This is a genomic window from Streptomyces sp. H27-H5 (assembly GCF_026627505.1).
Lineage (GTDB): Bacteria > Actinomycetota > Actinomycetes > Streptomycetales > Streptomycetaceae > Streptomyces.
Map to the genome: position 1 here is coordinate 1 of NZ_JAPNLK010000042.1, position 22,794 is coordinate 22,794.

Below are 22,794 nucleotides of genomic sequence, written 5' to 3' on the forward strand. Positions count from 1 at the left end.
GGCACCCCCGAGGACGCACTCGACACCGCCTGCCACCTCCACCTCACCGGTCTCGACACCTGACACGGGCAAGCGCACGCCAAGCCCGACGTCAACCCCCGAAGGATTTACGACGCAGACCACTAAGCCTTGAAACGACACCAACCACAGCCCACGACAGAGGGGCGGTTCCCCTCGGAACCGCCCCTCTGCCCACCTGCCGAGCCGGCTATGCCTTGTCGGCCAGCATCTCCTGGACACGGGCGCGCACCGCGTCGTCGTCCAGGCCGCGGACCGTCACCGTGGTACGGCGACGCAGCACGTCGTCGACCGTCTCGGCCCACTCGTTGTCACGGGCGTAGGCGACCTGCGCCCAGATCTCCGGACCGTCCGGGTGGATGCGCTCGGCGAGCGCCGCGTCCTCGTTCGCCAGGCGCGCGATGTCGAAGGCGAGCGAGCCGTAGTGCGAGGCGAGGTGCCGGGCGGTCAGCGGGTCCATCCGCGTCCCGGGCTCCCGGTCCACCAGCAGCCGGTGCGCCACCGCGTTGGGGTTGGCGACACCGGGCAGGGCGATCCGGCGTACGAGCGACTTCAGCGGCTCCATGTCCTCGGTCAGCGGGCTGCCCGGGAGCTTCGCCAGCTTCTCCATCACGACACGGCCGATGTGGCGGTAGGTGGTCCACTTGCCGCCGGCCACCGACAGCATGCCGCCCGCGCCCTCGGAGACCACGGTCTCCCGCTTGGCCTTCTCCACCCCGCCGGGGCCGCCGGGCAGCACCCGCAGGCCCGCGAAGGCGTACGTCATCAGGGAACGGTCGAGGTCCGCGTCCTTCACGGAGAACGCCGCCTCGTCGAGGATCTGCTGGATGTCGGCCTCGGTGGCGCGCACGTCCGCCGGGTCGCCCTCGTACACCTCGTCGGTGGTGCCGAGCAGCAGCTGGTCCTCCCACGGCAGCGCGAAGGTGATGCGGTACTTGTCGATCGGGGTGGCCATGGCGGCCTTCCAGGGCGACTTGCGCTTCATCACGATGTGCGCGCCCTTGGACAGGCGGATCGACGGCATCGAGTGCTTGTCTTCCATGCGCCGCAGGTGGTCCACCCACGGGCCGGTGGCGTTGAGCACGACGCGCGCGTCGACCCCGAACTCGGTGCCGTCGAGACGGTCCTTGAGCTCGGCGCCGCTGACCCGGCCGCGCGTCATGCGCAGACCGGTGACCTCGGCGTGGTTCAGGACGACCGCGCCCGACTCGACGGCCGCGCGGACCGTCATGACGGCCACGCGGGAGTCGTTCATCTGGTGGTCGTAGTAGACGGCGACGGCCTTCAGGTTGTCCGTCTTGAGACCGGGGTTGTCGGCGACGGCACGGGCGGGGGATATGACCTTGCCGATGCCGTCACCGAAGGCGGAGAGCGCCGAGTACGCGAACACGCCCGCGCCCAGCTTCGCGGCGCCGACCGGACCGCCCTTGTAGACCGGGAGGTAGAACGTGAGCGGGTTGACCAGGTGCGGGGCCACGTCCTTGGCCAGCACCCGGCGCTCGTGGTGGTTCTCGGCGACCAGCTTGACCGCACCGGTCTGCAGGTAGCGCAGGCCACCGTGGACCAGCTTGGACGAGGCGGAGGAGGTGGCGCCGGCGAAGTCGCCGGCGTCCACCATGGCGACCCGCAGCCCCGACTGCGCGGCGTGCCAGGCCACCGAGGTACCCAGGATTCCACCGCCGATGACCAGCAGGTCGTACGTGGCCTTGGCCAACTGCTCGCGGGTCTCGGCGCGGCTCGGGTTCGAACCGGCGGTCGGGTGCGTGCCCAGGGCGGGAACGCTCTGCGGGCTGCTCATATCGCTTGACTCCTACTTACTCGTCGATTGCGCCGGCTGAGCGGTCAGCTGGCGTCTTCGTCGTCGACCCAGCCCATGGACCGCTCGACGGCCTTGAGCCAGCTCTTGTACTCGCGGTCCCGCTGTTCGGCGGGCATCCGCGGGGTCCACTCCGCCGCGCGGCGCCAGTTGGCGCGCAGGGCGTCGGTGTCGGGCCAGAAGCCGACGGCCAGGCCGGCGGCGTAGGCGGCGCCGAGGCAGGTGGTCTCGGCGACCATGGGGCGCACCACCGGCGCGTCCAGGAAGTCCGAGAGCGTCTGCATCAGCAGGTTGTTGGAGGTCATGCCGCCGTCGACCTTGAGGGCGGTGAGCTCGACGCCCGAGTCCTTGGTCATGGCGTCGGTGATCTCACGGGTCTGCCAGGCGGTGGCCTCCAGTACGGCACGGGCGATGTGCGCCTTGGTGACGTACCGGGTGAGGCCGGCGATCACACCGCGGGCGTCGGAGCGCCAGTACGGGGCGAAGAGACCGGAGAAGGCGGGCACGAAGTAGGCCCCGCCGTTGTCCTCGACGGAGGAGGCCAGGGTCTCGATCTCGGCGGCGGACTTGATCAGGCCCATCTGGTCGCGCATCCACTGGACGAGCGAGCCGGTGACGGCGATGGAGCCCTCCAGCGCGTAGACCGGCTTCTGGTCGCCGATCCGGTAGCCGACCGTGGTCAGCAGGCCGCTGTAGGAGTTGATGATCTGGTCGCCGGTGTTCATCAGCATGAACGTGCCGGTGCCGTAGGTGGACTTGGCCTCGCCCTCGGCGAAACAGGTCTGCCCGAACAGGGCGGCCTGCTGGTCACCGAGCGCCGAGGCGACCGGGACGCCGGCGAGGACGCCCTCCTTGACGTGGCCGTAGACCTCGGCGGAGGACTTGATCTCGGGGAGGACGTTGGTCGGGACCCCCATCGACTCCGCGATCTTCGGGTCCCACTCCAGGGAGTGCAGGTTCATCAGCATGGTGCGCGAGGCGTTGGTGACGTCGGTGACGTGCACACCGCCCTGGGCGCCGCCCGTGAGGTTCCAGATGACCCACGAGTCCATGGTGCCGAAGAGGATGTCGCCGGCCTCGGCGCGCTCGCGCAGGCCCTCGACGTTGTCGAGCAGCCAGCGGACCTTGGGGCCGGCGAAGTACGAGGCGAGCGGGAGGCCCGTCTCGCGGCGGAAGCGGTCCTGGCCGACGTTGCGGCCGAGCTCCTTGCACAGGGCGTCGGTGCGGGTGTCCTGCCAGACCAGCGCGTTGTGGACCGGCTCGCCGGTGTTCTTGTCCCACAGGAGGGTGGTCTCGCGCTGGTTGGTGATGCCGACGGCCTTGACGTCCGCGGAGGTGATCTCGGCCTTGGCGATGGCTCCGGCGACGACCTCCTGGACGTTGGTCCAGATCTCGGCGGCGTCGTGCTCGACCCAGCCCGGCTTCGGGAAGATCTGCTCGTGCTCCTTCTGGTCGACGGCGACGATGCGGCCGTCGCGGTCGAACACGATGCAGCGGGAGGAGGTGGTGCCCTGGTCGATCGCGGCGATGAAGGGGCCGGTGCTGCTGGTCATGGTGGGTGCTCCTGGCAGGTCTCTGGGTTGGCGGAATCAGGGGGCGGTGCGGATCTTGCGATTCGTGCCGGTACTGATCAGGCGAACGCGATGTTGTACAGACCACCGGCGGCGGCGGCACCGACGAGCGGGCCGACGACCGGGATCCAGGAGTATGCCCAGTCGGAGCCGCCCTTGTTGGGAAGCGGCAGCAGGGCGTGGACGATGCGCGGACCGAGGTCGCGGACCGGGTTGATGGCGTAGCCGGTCGGACCGCCGAGCGAGAGGCCGATGCCGACGACCACGAACGAGGTGATCAGGACGCCGATGACGCCGAGTCCCTTGCCGTCGTCCTGGAGACCCTGGGTCAGGATGGCCAGGACCAGGACGGCGGTGCCGATTATCTCGGTCGCCAGGTTCTGGACGGTGTCGCGGATCTCCGGACCGGTGGAGAAGACGCCGAGGACCGGGCCCGCCACGTCGTGCGGGTGCGGGTCTTCCGGGCCGAGCTTCGCGTCCCGGATGTGCTCCGGGTCCGCCAGGTGCACACGGAACTGGCCGTAGTACGTGACCCACATCAGCACCGCGCCGAGCATCGCGCCCAGGAGCTGACCGGCGAAGTACACCGGGACGTTGCCCCAGTCGCCGTCCTTGATCGCGAGGCCGACGGTGACCGCCGGGTTGAGGTGGGCGCCGGAGAGGGGCGCGGAGACGTAGGCGGCGATCAGTACGGCGAAACCCCAGCCGAACGTGATGGCGAGCCAACCCGCGTTGCGGGCCTTGGAGCTCTTCAGCGTGACGGCGGCGCAGACGCCGCCACCGAGCAGTGTGAGCAGGGCGGTACCGATGGTCTCGCCGATGAAGATGTCGGAGCTGGACACCCGCGACTCCTTTGTCTTACGTCCAGGGGTGCGTGGACACCGGGTCCCTCCGATGGCCCACGCACTCGGTGAGTGCTGCACCGGTCCTTGGCCCTGCCCCACCCTAACGCGTATTGCCGGTAGGTGTTCGACAATGCCGACCGATGAACGGCAGTTTTCCGCCCGGGTGAAGAAGGCGTCAAGGGTTGACCAGGTCAAGAGTCGGATCGTTACCAGTCGGTGTGATCGACCAAATTCGGCCATCTGAAGATCAAAAAATGGCGCAATGCACCCAGATAGCGGTGAAAGCGCGTTCGGATGCGATCAATGCAAGGTCAGAACCGGCCCGCGCCAAGGTCGCGCGAAACCGACCGTGCGCAGTCGCGGACCGACGCCACCAGCGTCGCGCGGGGCTCCCCGGACTCCGTGCACACCCGCTCCACGGCGCCCACGACCGCCACCGCGCCCACCGGCATCCGGCGCCGGTCGTGGATCGGAGCCGCCACCGAGGCCAGACCCTCCCAGGTCTCCTCGACGTCCGAGGCCCAGCCGCGGGCCCGTGTCAGGTCGAGGATCTCCTCGAAACCGGCGGGGTCCGTGACCGTGCGGGGCGTGAACGTCTCCCGCTCGACCTCCACGGCCTCGGTGTGCGCCACCGGGTCGTACGCGGACAGCACCTTGCCCAGGGCGGTGGAGTGCAGCGGCTGCATGGCCCCCACCTCCAGCACTTGACGGCTGTCGTCCGGACGGAACACGTGGTGCATGATCAGCACCCCGCTCTTGTGGAGCACGCCCACGTACACGCTCTCGCCGCTCGCCCGGGCCAGGTCGTCCGTCCACACCAGGGCGCGGGCCCGCAGCTCGTGCACGTCCAGGTAGCTGTTGCCCAGGCGGAGCAGCTCGGCGCCCAGCTGGTAGCGGCCCGAGGCGGGGTCCTGCTCCACGAAACCCTCGGCCTGCAGGGTGCGTAGGATCCCGTGCGCGGTCCCCTTGGCCAGGCCCAGGGACGTCGCCACGTCCGACAGTCCCAGCCGGCGCTCGCCGCCCGCCAGGAGCCGCAGCATCGCAGCGGCTCGTTCGAGCGACTGGATGTTCCGTGCCATCGCGCAGCCTCCTGCTGACGTAGTTCGACAATGCTGAACAGTATCGGTCGATGCCGACCTCGTGCATGGTCGGGGGAATCTTCAGGACAGCATCGATCAGGACAGCCGGCACAGACCCCCGCGCACAGAATGCAGTCCGCCACGTGGGACGGCCCCACCGGGGTTGCCACCGCGCGGTTACCCTGACCGCGTGCACCCTTGACACAGAAGGGGTGCAAAGCCGACAGCCGTCGCATCCCAGGGAGCACACCCATGGCCTCGTTGCCGAACCCGCCCGCAGACACCCAGACCCGGGCCGACGCCCTTCGGGAGGCGCTCGCCACCCGCGTGGTCGTCGCCGACGGAGCCATGGGAACGATGCTCCAGGCACAGGACCCCTCCCTGGAGGACTTCCAGCAGCTCGAAGGCTGCAACGAGGTCCTGAACGTCACCCGCCCCGACATCGTGCGCAACGTGCACCAGGAGTACTTCGCCGTCGGCGTGGACTGCGTCGAGACGAACACCTTCGGCGCGAACTTCGCCGCCCTCGCCGAGTACGACATCGCCGAGCGCAACCACGAGCTGTCCGAGTCCGGCGCCCGCATCGCCCGCGAGGTCGCCGACGAGTTCACCGCCTCGACCGGACGCCAGCGCTGGGTCCTGGGCTCCATGGGCCCCGGCACCAAGCTGCCCACGCTGGGCCACATCGACTACGCGACGATCCGCGACGCCTACCAGATCAACGCCGAGGGTCTGATCACCGGCGGCGCCGACGCCCTCCTCGTCGAGACCACCCAGGACCTCCTCCAGACCAAGTCCTCCGTCATCGGCGCCCGCCGCGCCATGGAGGCCCTCGGCGTGTCCGTGCCGCTGATCTGTTCCGTGACCGTGGAGACCACCGGCACGATGCTGCTCGGCTCGGAGATCGGCGCCGCGCTCACCGCGCTGGAGCCCCTGGGCATCGACATGATCGGCCTGAACTGCGCCACCGGCCCCGCCGAGATGAGCGAGCACCTGCGCTACCTCGCGCGCAACTCCCGCATCCCGCTCTCCTGCATGCCCAACGCCGGCCTGCCCGTCCTGGGCAAGAACGGTGCGCACTACCCGCTCTCCGCGAGCGAGCTGGCCGACGCCCAGGAGACCTTCGTCCGCGAGTACGGCCTCTCCCTCGTCGGCGGCTGCTGCGGCACCACCCCCGAGCACCTGCGCCAGGTCGTCGAACGCGTCCACGCCCTCAGCCCGGCCGCCCGCGAGCCCCGGCCCGAGGCCGGCGCCTCCTCGCTCTACCAGACGGTCCCGTTCCGCCAGGACACCTCGTACATGGCGATCGGGGAGCGCACCAACGCCAACGGCTCCAAGAAGTTCCGCGACGCCATGCTGGAGGCGCGCTGGGACGACTGCGTGGAGATGGCACGCGATCAGATCCGCGAAGGCGCGCACATGCTGGACCTGTGCATCGACTACGTGGGTCGTGACGGCGTCGCCGACATGAAGGAACTCGCCGGCCGTTTCGCCACCGCCTCCACCCTGCCGATCGTGCTGGACTCCACCGAGGTCCCCGTCCTCCAGGCCGGCCTGGAGAAGCTCGGCGGCCGCGCCGTCATCAACTCGGTCAACTACGAGGACGGCGACGGACCGGAGTCCCGCTTCGCGAAGGTCACCCGCCTCGCCCGGGAACACGGCGCCGCGCTCATCGCGCTGACCATCGACGAGGAGGGCCAGGCCCGCACCGTCGAACACAAGGTGGCCATCGCGCAGCGGCTCATCGCGGACCTCACGGGCAACTGGGGGATCCACGAGTCGGACATCCTCATCGACACCCTCACCTTCACCATCTGCACCGGCCAGGAGGAGTCCCGCAAGGACGGCATCGCCACCATCGAGGCGATCCGCGAGCTGAAGCGCCGTCACCCGGACGTGCAGACCACGCTGGGCCTGTCGAACATCTCCTTCGGCCTCAACCCCGCCGCCCGCGTCCTGCTCAACTCCGTCTTCCTCGACGAGTGCGTCAAGGCGGGCCTGGACTCCGCCATCGTCCACGCCAGCAAGATCCTGCCCATCGCCCGGTTCGACGACGAGCAGGTCGGCACCGCCCTCGACCTGATCTACGACCGGCGCGCCGAGGGCTACGACCCGCTGCAGAAGCTCATGGCACTGTTCGAGGGCGTCAACACCAAGTCCCTCAAGGCCGGCCGCGCCGAGGAACTCATGGCGCTCCCGCTCGACGAGCGGCTCCAGCGCCGCATCATCGACGGCGAGAAGAACGGCCTGGAAGCCGACCTCGACGAGGCGCTCCGCACCCGTCCGGCCCTCGACATCGTCAACGACACCCTCCTGGAGGGCATGAAGGTCGTCGGCGAGCTCTTCGGCTCCGGCCAGATGCAGCTGCCGTTCGTGCTGCAGTCCGCGGAGGTCATGAAGACCGCGGTGGCCTTCCTCGAACCGCACATGGAGAAGACCGACGCCGAGGGCAAGGGCACCATCGTGCTCGCCACCGTCCGCGGCGACGTCCACGACATCGGCAAGAACCTCGTGGACATCATCCTGTCCAACAACGGCTACAACGTCGTGAACATCGGCATCAAGCAGCCGGTCTCCGCGATCCTCGAAGCCGCGCAGGAGCACAAGGCCGACGTCATCGGCATGTCCGGTCTCCTCGTGAAGTCGACCGTGATCATGAAGGAGAACCTGGAGGAGCTCAACCAGCGCAAGCTGGCGGCCGACTACCCGGTGATCCTCGGCGGCGCCGCCCTCACCCGCGCCTACGTCGAACAGGACCTCCACGAGATCTACGAGGGCGAGGTCCGCTACGCCCGCGACGCCTTCGAGGGCCTGCGCCTGATGGACGCCCTCATCGCCGTCAAGCGCGGCGTGCCCGGAGCCACCCTGCCCGAACTCAAGCAGCGCCGCGTCGCCAAGCGCACCGCGCCCCTGCCCGAGCCGGACGAGTCCGAGGAGCCGGGCGGCCGCTCCGACACCTCCACCGACAACCCGATCCCCACCCCGCCGTTCTGGGGCACCCGCGTGGTCAAGGGCATCCCGCTCAAGGACTACGCCTCCTGGCTGGACGAGGGCGCCCTGTTCAAGGGTCAGTGGGGCCTCAAGCAGGCCCGCGCCGGCGGGGCGACGTACGAGGAGCTCGTGGAGTCCGAGGGCCGGCCGCGGCTGCGCGGCCTCCTCGACCGGCTGCACACCGAGAACCTGCTGGAAGCGGCCGTCGTCTACGGCTACTTCCCCTGCGTCTCCAAGGGCGAGGACCTGATCATCCTCGACGAGCAGGGCAACGAGCGGACCCGCTTCACCTTCCCGCGCCAGCGCCGCGGCCGCCGCCTGTGCCTCGCGGACTTCTTCCGCCCGGAGGAGTCCGGCGAGACCGACGTCGTCGGCCTCCAGGTGGTCACCGTCGGGTCGAAGATCGGCGAGGCCACGGCCAAGCTGTTCGAGTCCGACTCCTACCGGGAGTACCTGGAGCTGCACGGACTCTCCGTCCAACTCGCCGAGGCCATGGCCGAGTACTGGCACGCCCGCGTCCGCGCCGAACTCGGATTCGGCGGCGAGGACCCGGCGAAGGTCGAGGACATGTTCGACCTCAAGTACCGCGGCGCCCGCTTCTCGCTGGGCTACGGAGCCTGCCCCGACCTGGAGGACCGCGCCAAGATCGCCGACCTCCTCCGGCCCGAGCGCATCGGCGTCCACCTCTCGGAGGAGTTCCAGCTCCACCCGGAGCAATCCACCGACGCGATCGTGATTCACCACCCCGAAGCGAAGTATTTCAACGCACGCTGACGCGGATCGACGTACACTTGTCGGTCCCATACAGGCCGGTCGCCTGCTCCCCGGGGTACGCCCCGAGGAGAGAGGTGGCCGGCCTTGTCGTCCCTTCAGAGAGGTGCGCGCATGACGAGTACCGTCCCCGCCCCCGTCGCCCGTACGGCCGACGACTCGGCCCTCCAGGCGGTGCTGCTCGACATGGACGGCACGCTGGTCGACACCGAGGGCTTCTGGTGGGAGATCGAGGCGGAGATCTTCCGCGAGCTCGGCCACCTGCTGGAGGACTCCTGGCGGGACATCGTCGTCGGCGGCCCGATGAGCCGCAGCGCGGCCTTCCTCATCGAGTCCACCGGGGCGGCCATCGGCCTCGCCGAGCTGAGCATCCTCCTCAACGAGCGCTTCGAGGCCCGCATCGCCGACCAGGTGCCCCTGATGCCCGGCGCCGAGCGGCTGTTGACCGAGCTGGCCCGGCACAACGTGCCCACCGCCCTCGTGTCCGCCTCCCACCGCCGCGTCATCGACCAGGTGCTGCTCACCCTCGGCCGGGACCGCTTCACCATGACGGTCGCCGGCGACGAGGTGCCCCGCACCAAGCCGCACCCCGACCCGTACCTGTTCGCCGCCCGCTCCCTGGGCGCGCACCCCTCGCGCTGCGCGGTCATCGAGGACACCGCCACGGGCGTCGCGGCGGCGGAGGCCGCCGGCTGCCGGGTCGTGGCCATCCCCTCCGTCGGCGTGATCGCGCCGGCACCCGGCCGCACGATCGTCCGGTCCCTGGAGGAAGTCGACCTTCCGTTCCTGCGGTCCCTCATCACTCCGATGAACTGATCGCATACGCTGCGTACCGAACAGAACACTGGTGTGACGCAGGTCCCACAAGAGGATCTCTCGTGCCCCGCACCGGAGGCCGAAATTCCATCCCCTCCGGCGTAGTTGCGCCGGGTGACGTTGGTCACCCACGAAGCCCCCGAGAAGCCCCCACAGGCCCTCCGGGGGCTTCCCTTGTGTCCGGATTGATCAGCTCCTGACCGCATCTGCGGAGACACCAGCAGATGCGGTCAGTCCGCTCCGATCACCGTCCGATTACGCCCCAACTCCTGCCAGTTCCAGCCATCCCGTCCCGGGCCACTAGTGTCGATCCGGGCACCGCGCCGCACCTCAGCCGTACCGGACACACACCCCTGTGCCGATACCGCGTGGACCGATCGTCACACCACCGGCCCGATCGTTCCGCCCTGAACGGGCGACCGTCGCGAAGTGCCCTTCAAGCCGCTTTGAGCAAGTGCCGGGTCGAGGGAGTACTTCCAGCATGAACCGCAAGACCATGGTGCTGACGGCCGCCGCAGGCCTGCTCGCCCCCGCGTTGTCCGCATGCGGCAGCGCGAGCGGCGGAGGAGCAGGAACCGGAGCGATCGTCGTCGGAACCACCGACCGGTTCGAGGCCGCCGACTACGCCCCCGCCCCCTTCGACCCCGCCTACGCCTACGACGCCGGCGCCTGGAACGTACTGCGCCAGACCGTCCAGACGCTGATGCACACCCCGCGCGGCGGCGGACAGCCCGTCCCCGAAGCGGCCTCCGACTGCCGCTTCACCGACACCGGCAACGAGAGCTACCGCTGCACCCTGCGCCCCGGCCTGAAGTTCGCGAGCGGCGACCCGCTCACCGCACAGGACGTCAAGTTCTCCATCGACCGCGTCCTCGCGATCAAGGACGAGAACGGCCCCTCCTCCCTGCTCTCCACCCTCGACACCGTCGAGGCCAAGGGCGAGGACACCGTCGTCTTCCACCTCAAGACCGCCGACGCGACCTTCCCGTCAAAGCTCTCCACCCCCGCCGCGGGCATCGTCAGTGCCAAGAACTACGACGCCAAGAAGCTCCGCACCGGCTTCGCCGTCGACGGCTCCGGCCCGTACACGATGAAGGCCGAAGTCAAGGACGGCCACCTCGTCCGCGCCGTCTTCACCAAGAACCCGAACTACAAGGGCGACATCAAGCTCCAGAACGACAAGGTCGAACTGCGCACCTTCGCCGACTCCGAGAGCATGGGCAAGGCCCTCACCGACGGCGCCATTCACATGGTCTCCCGCACCCTTTCGCCCGCCCAGATCGCCGAGCTCTCCGCCAAGCCCCCCAAGGGCGTCAAGCTCGTCCCGATGCCCGGCCTGGAGATCCGCTACCTCGGCTTCAACACCGAGGCCCCGGTCGTCAAGGACAAGGCCGTACGCCAGGCCCTCGCCGCCGCCGTCGACCGCAACCAGCTCATCTCCAAGGTCTACGGCAAGGCCGCGCAGCCCCTGTACTCCCTGGTCCCCACCACCGTCACCGGCCACGTCAATTCGTTCTTCAACAAGTACGGCGAGGCCAACACCGCCAAGGCCGCCGACATCCTGAAGGCCGCCGGCATCAAGACCCCGGTCAAGCTGACCCTGAACTACACCGCCGACCACTACGGCGACGGCACGGCCGCCGAGTTCGAGACCCTCAAGACCCAGCTCAACTCCACGCGACTGTTCGACATCACCGTCCAGGGCAACGAGTGGAACGACTTCCGGCCCGCGCAGAAGAAGGGCGACTACGCCGCCTACGGGCTCGGCTGGTTCCCCGACTACCCCGACGCCGACAACTTCCTCGCCCCGTTCCTGGAGCAGGACAACTTCCTGGGCACGCCGTACGCCAACGCCGCCGTACGCACCCGTCTCATCCCCGAGTCCCGACGGGCCGCCGACCGCAACGTCGCCGCCCCCGCGATCACGGAGATGCAGGAAATCGTCGCCGAGGACGTACCCGTCCTGCCCCTGTGGCAGGGCAAGCAGTACGTCGCCGCACGCGACGGCATCACCGGAGTGGAGTGGTCCGTCAACGCCATCTCCGACCTCCAGCTGTGGGAACTCGGCCGGGGCGTCAGCGGCTGAGCAAGGCAGGAACCGGCAGCGGGTGTCGCAGGCCGGCGCAACGAAACAGTTCGACTGTGAAGGACGTTCGCGTGATGAGACGTAACCAGTGGCTGGCAGCCCCGCTCGGCGCCGCCACCGCCGCCGCGCTGCTCAGCGGTTGCGGTGCGCAGGATGGCTCCGCCGCCGGAGACGGCAAGGGCGTGGTCATGGGCATATCCGACAAGGTCAAGGCCACCGACCCCGCCTCGGGCTACGACCCGGGCTCCTGGCTGCTCTTCAACAACGTCTTCCAGTCGCTGCTGACCTTCCCCAAGGGCGGCACGACCCCGGAACCCGACGCCGCGCAGAGCTGCGACTTCCAGGGCAACGACAGCAAGGTCTACAAGTGCGTCCTGCGCGCCGGCCTGAAGTTCAGCAACGGCAACAAGCTGACCTCCCAGGACGTCAAGTACTCCTTCGAGCGCACCCTGAAGATCAATGACGAGAACGGCCCCGCCGTCATGCTCTCGTCGATCGCCGGCATCGACGCCCCCGACGAGAAGACCGTCGTCTTCCGCCTGAAGACCTCCGACGCGACCTTCCCCAGCAAGATCGCCGCCGGCGCGGGCTCCATCGTCGACCACACCGAGTACCCCGCCGACAAGCTCCGCACCGACGGCAAGGCCTTCGGCTCCGGCGTCTACAAGCTGGACTCCATCAACGAGAAGGCAGCCAACTTCTCCGTCAACGAGTCCTACAGCGGCAAGGCCAAGCCGAAGAACACCGGCGTCACCATGAAGTTCTTCAACGAGGACCAGGCCGCCCTCAAGAAGGTCCTCGAAAGCGGCGACGTCGACTTCGCCTTCCGCGGCCTCGCCGCCAAGGACATCGCGGGCCTCGCCGGCAACACCGGCAACCAGAAGGTCGAAGTCGTCCAGGGCACCGGCGCCGAAGTCGAGCACCTCGTCTTCAACATGAACGACCCCGTCGCCGGCAAGCTCCCCATCCGCAAGGCCATCGCCTACCTCGTCGACCGCGAAGCGCTCGTCAAGGAGGTCTACAACGGGACCGCCGTCCCGCTGTACTCGATCGTCCCGGCCGGCATCGGATCCCACACCACCCCGTTCTTCGACCGCTACGGCGGCAGCCCCCAGGTCGACAAGGCGAAGGCCGTCCTGCGCGCGGCCAACATCAAGGACAAGGTGAAGGTCACCCTGTACTCGACGCCCTCCCGGTTCGGCCCCTCCACCGACCAGGAATTCCAGCTGATCGCCAAGCAGCTCAACGACAGCGGCCTGTTCGACGCCGACGTCAAGTCCGTCGAGTTCGAGCAGTACGACAAGGACATCCAGGCCGGCAAGTACGGCGTCTACGTCAAGGGCTGGGTGCCCGACTACCCGGACGCCGACAACTTCACGCAGCCCTTCTTCGGCCCGGACAACGTCCTGCACAACAACTACGACAACAAGGAGATCAGCGGGACCATCATCCCGTCGACCTCCGCGAAGTCCGACCGCACCGCGGCCACCACCGACTTCACCCGCCTCCAGGACATCGTCGCCGACGAGGTCCCGATCCTCCCGCTCTGGCAGAGCAAGCAGTACGCCGTCACCCGCCCCAACGTGACCGGCCTCCAGTGGTCCCTCGACGCCTCCACCGTCTTCCGCTTCTGGGAGATCGCCAAGGGCTAGAACCCACTCCGGGACACCCCGGACACACGACGGCCCCCCGCCCTCACGGGCGGGGGGCCGTCGTGTGTCCCGGCGGAACCTACTGACCCGCCCCCGGACGCACCAGACCGCTCTCGTACGCGTACACCGCCGCCTGCACACGGTCACGCAGACCCAACTTCGTCAACACGTGCCCCACATGCGTCTTGACCGTCGTCTCGCTCACGAACAGGTCCGCCGCGATCTCCGCGTTCGACAGACCCCGGGCCACCAGCTTCAACACCTCGACCTCACGCTCCGTCAACGTCCCCAACGTGTCCGGCACGTTGTCCTCGCCCGACGGCAGATGCCCCGCGTACTTGTCCAACAACCGCCGCGTGATGCTCGGCGCCAACATCGCCTCACCCGCCGCGACCACCCGGATCGCCTGCACCAGCTCGACCGCCGGCGCGTCCTTCAACAGGAACCCGCTCGCCCCCGCCCGCAACGCCTCCACCACGTACTCGTCCAGATCGAACGTGGTCAACACCAGCACCTTCGCCGGCCCGTCCCGCCCCGGACCCGTGATCTGACGCGTCGCCTCCACCCCGTCCATCCGCGGCATCCGGATGTCCATCAACACCACATCGGGCTGCAAGGCCCGCACCTGGTCCAACGCCTGCAGACCGTCCCCGGCCTCACCGACCACCGCCAGGTCCTGCTCCGCCTCCAGGATCATCCGAAAACCGGTACGCAGCAGCGGTTGGTCATCGACCAGCAGTACGCGGATCGCCACGGGGTCTACCTCGAATTCGTACGACGGCTTCGACGGACGCCGCCCATTCTGCCCTGATCCACCGATCAGGATCCCTCCGGGCGTACCGCCTCGACCTCGACCTCGACCCGGGCCTCGGCCCTCGGACCGATCACCAACGGATAGACCGGGGGAGTACCCCCGAACTCCGGACACACCGCCTGATGATCACACCAGCCGCACAGTTTCGTCGGCCGCGGCCGCCAGTCACCCGTCTCCGTCGCCTCCCTGATCGCCTCCCACAGCGCCAGCAGCTTGCGCTCCACCCGCTCCAGATCCGCGATCACCGGGTCGTACGTCACCACGTCCCCGCTGCCCAGGTACACCAACTGCAACCGGCGCGGCACCACCCCCTTCAGCCGCCACACCACCAACGCGTAGAACTTCATCTGGAACAACGCACCCTCGGCATACTGCGGCCGCGGCGCCTTGCCCGTCTTGTAGTCCACGATCCGGACCTCACCCGACGGCGCCACGTCCACCCGGTCGATGATCCCCCGCAACCGCAGCCCCGACTCCAGCTCCGTCTCCACGAAGAACTCCCGCTCCACCGGCTCCAGCCGCGTCGGGTCCTCCAACGTGAACCAGCGCTCCACCAGCGCCTCGGCCTCCGTCAACCAGCCGGCCAACCCCGCCCCGTCGTCCCCCTCCGGAAACAGCTCCGTCAGCTCCGGCCTCGCCTCCAGCAACCGATCCCACTGCCCCGGAATCAACGCCTTCGCCCGCGGCGCCGTCCGCTCCGCCGCCGGATGATCGAAGAGCCGCTCCAACACCGCGTGCACCAACGTGCCCCGCGTCGCCGCCGCACTCGGCTTCTCCGGCAACTTGTCGATCACCCGAAACCGGTACAGCAACGGGCACTGCATGAAATCGCTCGCCCGCGAAGGCGACAGCGAAGCGGGCCGCACCGCACCACCACCCACAGAGGGCGTCACACCGGCAGCGGCCGCGTCCGGACCGGGGTCAGGGCTCGTCGTCATGCGTGAAACCCTACGACCCGCCGCCGACAGCACACGCATACCATCGACGCCGAGCCCCCTCGCACTGCATGATCGGAGCATCACACCGCGCCACCACACCGCGACGAACCCCCACGAACCGCCGGCGCCCCCCACCACGCCGGACAGCACCGAACGAAGGACAGCCGTGGCAGACACCGACGAAACCGGCGAGCGCGGAGCCAAGCGCTCCGACCCGGGCGGCGGACTCCTCATGGGCCGCCCCTTCGGCGTACCCGTCTACGTCTCGCCCAGCTGGTTCCTCGTCGCCGCCCTCATCACCTGGGTCTTCGGCGACCAGCTGGACCAAGCACTCCCCGACCTCGGACCCGTCCGGTACCTCGTCTCCCTCTTCTTCGCCGTCGCCTTCTACGCCTCCGTCCTGGTCCACGAACTCGCGCACACCGTCGCCGCACTCCGCTTCAAACTCCCCGTGCGCCGCATCCAACTCCAGTTCTTCGGCGGAGTCTCCGAGATCGAGAAGGAATCCGAGACCCCCGGCCGCGAATTCGTCCTCGCCTTCGTCGGCCCCCTCCTCTCCCTCCTCCTCGCCGGCGCCTTCTACCTCGGCATGAACGCCGTCGACCCCGCCACCGTCCCCGGCGTCCTCCTCGGCGGCCTGATGATCTCCAACCTGCTCGTCGCCGCCTTCAACCTCCTCCCCGGCCTCCCCCTCGACGGCGGCCGCATGCTTCGCGCCCTCATCTGGGGCATCACCGGCAAACCCATGACCGGCACCGTCGCCGCCGCCTGGGTCGGACGCGGCCTCGCCGTCGCCGTCCTCATCGGCCTGCCCCTGATCACCCACACCGGCGTCATCGGCAACCGCCCCCAGGAAATCGGCGGCATGAACACCGTCATGGACGCCCTCCTCGCCGCGATCCTCGCCGCCATCATCTGGACCGGCGCCGGCAACAGCCTGCGCATGGCCCGCCTGCGCGAACACCTCCCCGACCTCCAGGCCCGCACCCTCACCCGACGCGCCATCCCCGTCGAGAACACCACCCCCCTCTCCGAGGCCCTGCGCCGCGCCAACGAAGCCGGAGCCCGCGCCCTCGTCGTCGTCGACGGCCACGGCGACCCCATCGCCCTCGTCCGGGAGAGCGCCATCGCCTCCGTCCCCGAACACCGCCGCCCCTGGGTCGCCGTCAGCACCCTCGCCCAGGACCTCACCGACGGCATGAAGGTTTCCGCGAACCTCATCGGCGAAGAACTCCTCGACCACCTCCGCACCACCCCCGCCACCGAGTACCTCGTCGTCGAAACCGGCGGCGCGATCTACGGCGTGCTCTCCGCCCTGGACGTCGAGAAGGCCTTCGTGAAGGCCATGGCGCGGCCCCAGTCCTAGAGCCAATACACTGGTCACATGTCCGAACCGACCGGTGCCGCCCGCCGACGCGGGCCCTTCGAGGTCGGGGACCAGGTTCAGCTCACCGACCCCAAGGGCCGCCACTACACGTTCACGCTCGAAGCCGGGAAGAATTTCCACACCCACAAGGGTTCCTTCCCGCACGACGAGCTGATCGGTGCTCCCGAGGGCAGTGTTGTCCGTACCACGGGCAACGTCGCGTACCTCGCGCTGCGTCCCCTGCTCCCCGACTATGTCCTGTCCATGCCCCGCGGTGCCGCCGTGGTCTACCCCAAGGACGCCGGCCAGATCCTGGCCTTCGCCGACATCTTCCCCGGCGCCCGCGTCGTCGAGGCAGGCGTCGGATCCGGCTCCCTGAGCAGCTTCCTGCTGCGCGCCATCGGCGACCAGGGCATGCTCCACAGCTACGAGCGCCGCGCGGACTTCGCCGAGATCGCCACCGCCAACGTCGAGCGCTACTTCGGCGGCCCGCACCCCGCGTGGCAGCTGACCGTGGGCGACCTCCAGGACAACCTGTCCGACACCGACGTCGACCGCGTGATCCTCGACATGCTCGCCCCCTGGGAATGCCTGGAGGCCGTCTCCAAGGCCCTCGTCCCCGGCGGCATCCTGTGCTGCTACGTCGCCACCACCACCCAGCTCTCGCGCACCGTCGAGTCCATCCGCGAGTTCGGCTGCTACGCCGAACCGCAGCCCTGGGAATCGATGATCCGCAACTGGCACGTCGAGGGCCTGGCCGTCCGCCCGGACCACCGGATGATCGGCCACACCGGCTTCCTCGTCACCGCCCGCCGCCTCGCGGACGGAGTCGAACCGCCCATGCGCCGCCGCCGCCCCTCCAAGGGCGCCTACGGCGAGGACTACGACGGTCCCGGCAGCCAGTCACGCGGCGGCGCCGCCGACCGCGACTGACCCCGGCTCACCGCCGACCCAACAGCAAGGCGCGGTGGGGAAGTACCCTAACCTACTCGGTAACTGCGCCACGGCGCCTTTTCGTTGTACCGGACATCGTGCGACCCGTCCGGACCCACCCGTTCCACCCCGGTGTGAGGTGTGGCACGATGCTGGCTCCCCGTCACCCGTCGTCCGTCACCCAGGAGACACCCCGCGTGCTGCACAGCCCCACCGAGCCGGCCCCCACGCTGGAACTCCCGGCGCACCACCGCGCCGGGCCCCTCCACTGGATCGCCACGGCCTCGGCCATGGCCGCCGTCATCGCCGGAGCGGGCCTCCTGCAACCGGACCCCGCCACCGGAGCCCCCGCGGCGCCGTCCGCCGCCGGGAACCCCGGGACCCGAAGCGCCCCCCGGGAGCCCGCCCCCGACGCGCACGCCCTCACGTACCCACTGGACTGCAGGGGCGTCCCCCAAGCCGTCACGGCCACTGCCGAGGGCGATCTCGACGGGGACGGACACCCCGAGACCGTGGCCGCCGTACGCTGCGACGCCGGCTCGGGCACCCCGCCCCACGCGATCTACGTCCTCACCCGGGGCGCCGCGACCGGTTCCGCCCCCCGCGTCGTCGCCACCCTGCTCGACCCCGCGCGCCGACAGAACGCCACCGACCTCACCGTGAGCGACGGCCAGGTCACCGCGCTGCTCCTCGGCTACTCCTCACGCGAGGTACCGCGCTCGAGCCCCGATGTGAAGCAGCTCTCCAAGTGGCGCTGGGTGGGCGGAAAATTCCGCCAGGAGCTGACGGACTCGACTGCCAGAAGTGTTTGAACCGTCACTCGGCGTCGGGACCGTAGACCTCGACCCTGTCCGAAACGCGCCTTACGTGGATGCAGTCACCCGGACATTCCTTCGCGGAGTCGACCACGTCCCGCAGCAGTGTCAGAGGAACCGGAGTGGTCGCCCCCACGTCCTGCAGAAGCTCGTCCTCGGGGCTCTTCACGTACGCCAGACCATCGATGTCCAGCTCGAACACCTCCGGGGCGTACTGCACGCAGATGCCGTCCCCGGTGCAGAGGTCCTGGTCGATCCAGACCTCAAGCGACGCATCCGTCTCGCCGGCGCCGCCCTCGGGAGCCTCCTGCTGCACGGTCATATCTCCTGCCGTTCCCTGCACTGAGTGATCCATCCCGGTCGCATCTCGCAGCAAGTCGCGCGAGCCCTGACGGGTGTTGAACACTTCGACCTTACAACCGGCTGCTTTCCGATGCTGCTGGGTGGGTATTTCCTTGGCGTGAGGGAGTACGCAAGGGTGAAGATCGGACACACCCCTACCGTCTTTGTGATCTAGGGGTTTCAATCACCACCAGCCCAGGTAGGGTCAGGAAGCGTCCAGCTCCCCTTGGAGGAGGTGAGGACCGTGGCAGCCCACGACGACGACAACAACCGCGGCATCCGGCCCGGGCGAGGGTCTGATGACCCCGCCGGCCAGGTTGCCTATCTCGAGCAGGAAATCGCCGTCCTGCGACGAAAGCTCGCCGACTCTCCGCGGCACGCGAGGATTCTCGAAGAGCGGATCGTCGAGCTCCAGACGAATCTGGCAGGCGTATCCACGCAGAACGAACGACTGGCGAATACCCTCCGTGAGGCCCGCGACCAGATTGTGGCCCTCAAAGAAGAAGTCGACCGGCTCGCCCAGCCGCCGGCCGGATTCGGTGTCTTCCTTCAGGCGAACGAGGACGGCACCGTCGACATCTTCACCGGAGGCCGAAAGCTTCGCGTGAACGTGAGCCCCAGCGTCGAACCGGAAGACCTCCGGCGCGGCCAGGAGGTCATGCTCAACGAAGCGCTCAACGTGGTCGAGGCCATGGAGTTCGAACGGGCCGGGGACATCGTCACCCTCAAGGAGATCCTCGAGGACGGCGAGCGCGCCCTGGTGGTCGGGCACACCGACGAGGAAAGGGTGGTGAGGCTCGCCGAGCCGCTCCTGGACATCACCATCCGACCCGGCGACGCCCTCCTGCTCGAACCCCGCTCCGGCTACGTCTACGAAGTGGTGCCGAAGAGCGAGGTCGAGGAACTCGTCCTCGAAGAGGTCCCGGACATCGACTACGACAAGATCGGCGGTCTGGGCGACCAGATCGAGCTGATCCGCGACGCCGTCGAGCTCCCGTACCTCCACCCCGACCTCTTCAAGGAACACGAACTGCGGCCCCCCAAGGGCATCCTGCTCTACGGGCCTCCCGGCTGCGGCAAGACGCTCATCGCCAAGGCCGTCGCCAACTCCCTTGCCAAGAAGGTCGCCGAGGTCACCGGCCAGCCCGCCGGGAAGTCCTACTTCCTGAACATCAAGGGCCCCGAACTCCTCAACAAGTACGTCGGCGAGACCGAGCGGCACATCCGCCTCGTCTTCCAACGTGCCCGGGAGAAGGCGAGCGAGGGCACCCCCGTCATCGTCTTCTTCGACGAGATGGAATCCCTCTTCCGCACCCGCGGATCCGGTGTCAGCTCGGACGTGGAGAACACCATCGTCCCCCAGCTGCTCGCCGAGATCGACGGCGTGGAAGGCCTGGAGAACGTCATCGTCATCGGCGCCTCCAACCGCGAGGACATGATCGACCCGGCCATCCTGCGCCCCGGCCGTCTCGACGTGAAGATCAAGATCGAGCGTCCCGACGCCGAGGCCGCCAAGGACATCTTCGCGAAGTACCTCAAGGCCACCCTGCCCCTGCACACGGACGACCTGTCCGAACACCAGGACTCCAGGGCCGGCACCGTCCACAGCATGATCCAGACCGTCGTCGAGCAGATGTACGCCGAAACCGAGGAGAACCGCTTCCTCGAGGTCACGTACGCCAACGGCGACAAGGAAGTCCTCTACTTCAAGGACTTCAACTCGGGCGCGATGATCCAGAACATCGTGGACCGTGCGAAGAAGATGGCCATCAAGGCCTTCCTCGAACACAAGCAGAAGGGCCTCCGGGTCTCCCACCTCCTCCAGGCCTGCGTGGACGAGTTCAAGGAGAACGAGGACCTCCCGAACACCACCAACCCCGACGACTGGGCCCGCATCTCCGGAAAGAAGGGCGAGCGGATCGTATTCATCCGCACGCTCGTCACCGGAAAGCAAGGCGCGGACACAGGACGTTCCATCGACACGGTGGCAAACACCGGTCAGTACCTCTGACGAAGCGGGGCGGCTGCGGATGCCCGGCCAAGGGCACCCGCAGCCGACTGCTTTATGCCGACTGCTTTTCAGCCGGTGACAAGGCAAATTCAATGACTGAAATGATCTCCCCACCAGCGCGCAGTGGTTCTAGGCTCTTCCGTACCGCCGGTCGCGCAGTGCGGGGACGGGCACCGCACCAAACGCACCGGAGCACCAGCGGTACTTGAGCGCCGCTCCCGAACGGGAGCGCCGCCGGGCAAGGAGGGCCGCATGACCGTACGGCGAGTAATGGGGATCGAGACGGAGTACGGGATCTCCGTCCCGGGGCACCCGAACGCCAATGCCATGCTCACCTCGTCCCAGATCGTCAACGCCTACGCGGCGGCGATGCACCGGGCGCGCCGCGCCCGCTGGGACTTCGAGGAGGAGAATCCGCTGCGGGACGCCCGCGGCTTCGACCTCGCCCGCGAGGCCGCCGACAACAGCCAGCTGACCGACGAGGACATCGGCCTCGCCAACGTCATCCTCACCAACGGCGCCCGGCTCTACGTCGACCACGCGCACCCCGAGTACAGCTCCCCGGAGATCACCAATCCGCTCGACGCCGTGCTCTGGGACAAGGCCGGCGAACGGATCATGGCCGAGGCCGCCGAACGGGCCGCACAGCTCCCCGGAGCCCAGCCGATCCACCTCTACAAGAACAACACCGACAACAAGGGCGCCTCCTACGGCACGCACGAGAACTACCTGATGAAGCGGGAGACCCCCTTCTCGGACATCGTGCGCCACCTCACCCCCTTCTTCGTCTCCCGGCAGGTCGTCACGGGCGCGGGACGCGTCGGCATCGGCCAGGACGGCCGCGAGCACGGCTTCCAGATCAGCCAGCGCGCGGACTACTTCGAGGTCGAGGTCGGCCTGGAGACCACCCTCAAGCGGCCCATCATCAACACCCGCGACGAACCCCACTCCGACGCCGAGAAGTACCGCCGGCTCCACGTGATCATCGGCGACGCGAACCTGTCGGAGATCTCCACCTACCTCAAGCTCGGCACCACCGCCCTGGTGCTGTCGATGATCGAGGACGGCTTCATCAACGTGGACCTGGCCGTGGACCAGCCGGTGCGCACGCTCCACCAGGTCTCCCACGACCCCGACCTCGGCCACCTGATCACGCTGCGCAGCGGGCGGACACTGACCGCCGTGCAACTCCAGATGGAGTACTTCGAGCTGGCCAGGAAGTACGTGGACGAGCGTTTCGGCTCGGACGCGGACGAGCAGACCAAGGACGTCCTCGCTCGGTGGGAGGACGTACTGGGCCGGCTGGAGACGGACCCGATGAGCCTGTCCGGCGAGCTGGACTGGATCGCGAAGCGGGAGATCCTGGAGGGCTACCGCCGACGGGACAGCCTCGAATGGGACGCGGCCCGCCTGCACCTGGTGGACCTCCAGTACGCGGACGTACGGCCGGAGAAGGGCCTGTACAACCGTCTGGTGGCCCGCGGCAAGATGAAGCGCCTGGTGGACGAGACGGCCGTGGAACGGGCCGAGGGCAAGCCTCCGGAGGACACCCGGGCCTACTTCCGGGGCCGGTGTCTGGAGCAGTATGCCGACGACGTGGCCGCGGCCTCGTGGGACTCGGTGATCTTCGACCTGCCGGGTCACGACTCGCTCCAGCGGGTCCCCACCCTGGAGCCGCTGCGCGGCACCAGGGCCCATGTGAAGGAACTCCTGGACCGCTGCCGGACGGCGGAGGAACTGGTGCGGGTGCTCTCGGGCCGCTGAGGCCATTCCGGTACCGGGAAGGGGCCTGAAAAGGCCCCGCCGAGGGAATCATGAAGTCACCCGGATGTTGTGAAAGTACCGGGACGAATGTCGGGGCCTCCTTGTAGGGTCCGACGTAGGGTCTGATCTTGAGAGATCCCGAATCCGGGGTCTCTCGACATGAGCG

General features: G+C 68.6%; 16 protein-coding genes. 9 read left to right on the forward strand and 7 right to left on the reverse strand.

Annotated elements, in window-relative coordinates; all coding sequences use genetic code 11:
• Positions 1 to 208: 208 nt before the first annotated feature.
• The 4 genes from OTB19_RS21125 to OTB19_RS21140 form a co-directional block, all read right to left on the reverse strand.
• The gene (locus tag OTB19_RS21125; RefSeq protein WP_267799917.1) at positions 209 to 1,816 is read right to left on the reverse strand and encodes a glycerol-3-phosphate dehydrogenase/oxidase; all 1,608 of its coding nucleotides are present in this window, start codon (positions 1,814 to 1,816) and stop codon (positions 209 to 211) included.
• A gap of 44 nt (positions 1,817 to 1,860) precedes the next feature.
• Positions 1,861 to 3,387, reverse strand: a complete 1,527-nt coding sequence (gene glpK / locus OTB19_RS21130) for a glycerol kinase GlpK (protein WP_267799918.1) — start codon at positions 3,385 to 3,387, stop codon at positions 1,861 to 1,863.
• Between the two features lie 77 nt (positions 3,388 to 3,464).
• Positions 3,465 to 4,247 carry an MIP/aquaporin family protein gene (locus OTB19_RS21135; RefSeq protein WP_267799919.1) on the reverse strand — a complete coding sequence of 261 codons (783 nt, stop codon included), beginning with the start codon at positions 4,245 to 4,247 and terminating at the stop codon, positions 3,465 to 3,467.
• Between the two features lie 314 nt (positions 4,248 to 4,561).
• On the reverse strand, positions 4,562 to 5,329 hold the full coding sequence (locus OTB19_RS21140; RefSeq protein WP_267799920.1) for an IclR family transcriptional regulator: 768 nt from the start codon (positions 5,327 to 5,329) through the stop codon (positions 4,562 to 4,564).
• A 252-nt stretch (positions 5,330 to 5,581) separates the two neighbouring features.
• Between OTB19_RS21140 and metH the strand changes: the two genes are divergently transcribed.
• The 4 genes from metH to OTB19_RS21160 all read left to right on the forward strand — a co-directional run bounded on the left by metH (position 5,582) and on the right by OTB19_RS21160 (position 13,645).
• Complete coding sequence (gene metH / locus OTB19_RS21145) at positions 5,582 to 9,094, forward strand: methionine synthase (protein WP_267799921.1); 3,513 nt, start codon at positions 5,582 to 5,584, stop codon at positions 9,092 to 9,094.
• Between the two features lie 111 nt (positions 9,095 to 9,205).
• The gene (locus tag OTB19_RS21150; RefSeq protein ID WP_267799922.1) at positions 9,206 to 9,907 is read left to right on the forward strand and encodes an HAD family hydrolase; all 702 of its coding nucleotides are present in this window, start codon (positions 9,206 to 9,208) and stop codon (positions 9,905 to 9,907) included.
• Positions 9,908 to 10,388: 481 nt separating this feature from the next.
• Complete coding sequence (locus OTB19_RS21155) at positions 10,389 to 11,993, forward strand: ABC transporter substrate-binding protein (RefSeq protein WP_267799923.1); 1,605 nt, start codon at positions 10,389 to 10,391, stop codon at positions 11,991 to 11,993.
• A 74-nt stretch (positions 11,994 to 12,067) separates the two neighbouring features.
• On the forward strand, positions 12,068 to 13,645 hold the full coding sequence (locus OTB19_RS21160) for an ABC transporter substrate-binding protein (RefSeq protein ID WP_267799924.1): 1,578 nt from the start codon (positions 12,068 to 12,070) through the stop codon (positions 13,643 to 13,645).
• Between the two features lie 79 nt (positions 13,646 to 13,724).
• On the opposite strand, the gene OTB19_RS21165 is transcribed toward OTB19_RS21160, so the two are convergent.
• Together OTB19_RS21165 and OTB19_RS21170 are read right to left on the reverse strand one after the other, a co-directional pair.
• Entirely contained in the window at positions 13,725 to 14,399 is a 675-nt protein-coding gene (locus OTB19_RS21165; protein ID WP_267799925.1) for a response regulator, read from the reverse strand.
• A 65-nt stretch (positions 14,400 to 14,464) separates the two neighbouring features.
• Complete coding sequence (locus OTB19_RS21170) at positions 14,465 to 15,397, reverse strand: RecB family exonuclease (RefSeq protein ID WP_420716880.1); 933 nt, start codon at positions 15,395 to 15,397, stop codon at positions 14,465 to 14,467.
• A gap of 166 nt (positions 15,398 to 15,563) precedes the next feature.
• Between OTB19_RS21170 and OTB19_RS21175 the strand changes: the two genes are divergently transcribed.
• From OTB19_RS21175 to OTB19_RS21185, 3 genes are all read left to right on the forward strand, one after another.
• Positions 15,564 to 16,763 (forward strand): site-2 protease family protein, encoded by a 1,200-nt coding sequence (locus tag OTB19_RS21175; protein ID WP_420716879.1) that lies wholly within the window; start codon positions 15,564 to 15,566, stop codon positions 16,761 to 16,763.
• An 18-nt stretch (positions 16,764 to 16,781) separates the two neighbouring features.
• A complete protein-coding gene (locus tag OTB19_RS21180) occupies positions 16,782 to 17,696 on the forward strand; it encodes a tRNA (adenine-N1)-methyltransferase (RefSeq protein WP_053678760.1) in 915 nt (304 codons plus the stop codon).
• A 149-nt stretch (positions 17,697 to 17,845) separates the two neighbouring features.
• Positions 17,846 to 18,508: a hypothetical protein gene (locus OTB19_RS21185; protein ID WP_385646531.1), complete on the forward strand. Its 663-nt coding sequence runs from the start codon at positions 17,846 to 17,848 to the stop codon at positions 18,506 to 18,508.
• A gap of 4 nt (positions 18,509 to 18,512) precedes the next feature.
• Here OTB19_RS21185 and OTB19_RS21190 read toward each other — a convergent pair whose 3' ends face one another.
• Positions 18,513 to 18,833 carry a ferredoxin gene (locus OTB19_RS21190; protein ID WP_267799928.1) on the reverse strand — a complete coding sequence of 107 codons (321 nt, stop codon included), beginning with the start codon at positions 18,831 to 18,833 and terminating at the stop codon, positions 18,513 to 18,515.
• Between the two features lie 264 nt (positions 18,834 to 19,097).
• Between OTB19_RS21190 and arc the strand changes: the two genes are divergently transcribed.
• Together arc and dop are read left to right on the forward strand one after the other, a co-directional pair.
• Positions 19,098 to 20,864, forward strand: coding sequence for a proteasome ATPase (gene arc / locus OTB19_RS21195; protein WP_267799929.1), 1,767 nt, complete (start codon positions 19,098 to 19,100; stop codon positions 20,862 to 20,864).
• 252 nt (positions 20,865 to 21,116) lie between these two features.
• Positions 21,117 to 22,628 (forward strand): depupylase/deamidase Dop, encoded by a 1,512-nt coding sequence (gene dop, locus OTB19_RS21200; RefSeq protein ID WP_267799930.1) that lies wholly within the window; start codon positions 21,117 to 21,119, stop codon positions 22,626 to 22,628.
• Positions 22,629 to 22,794 lie beyond the last annotated feature (166 nt).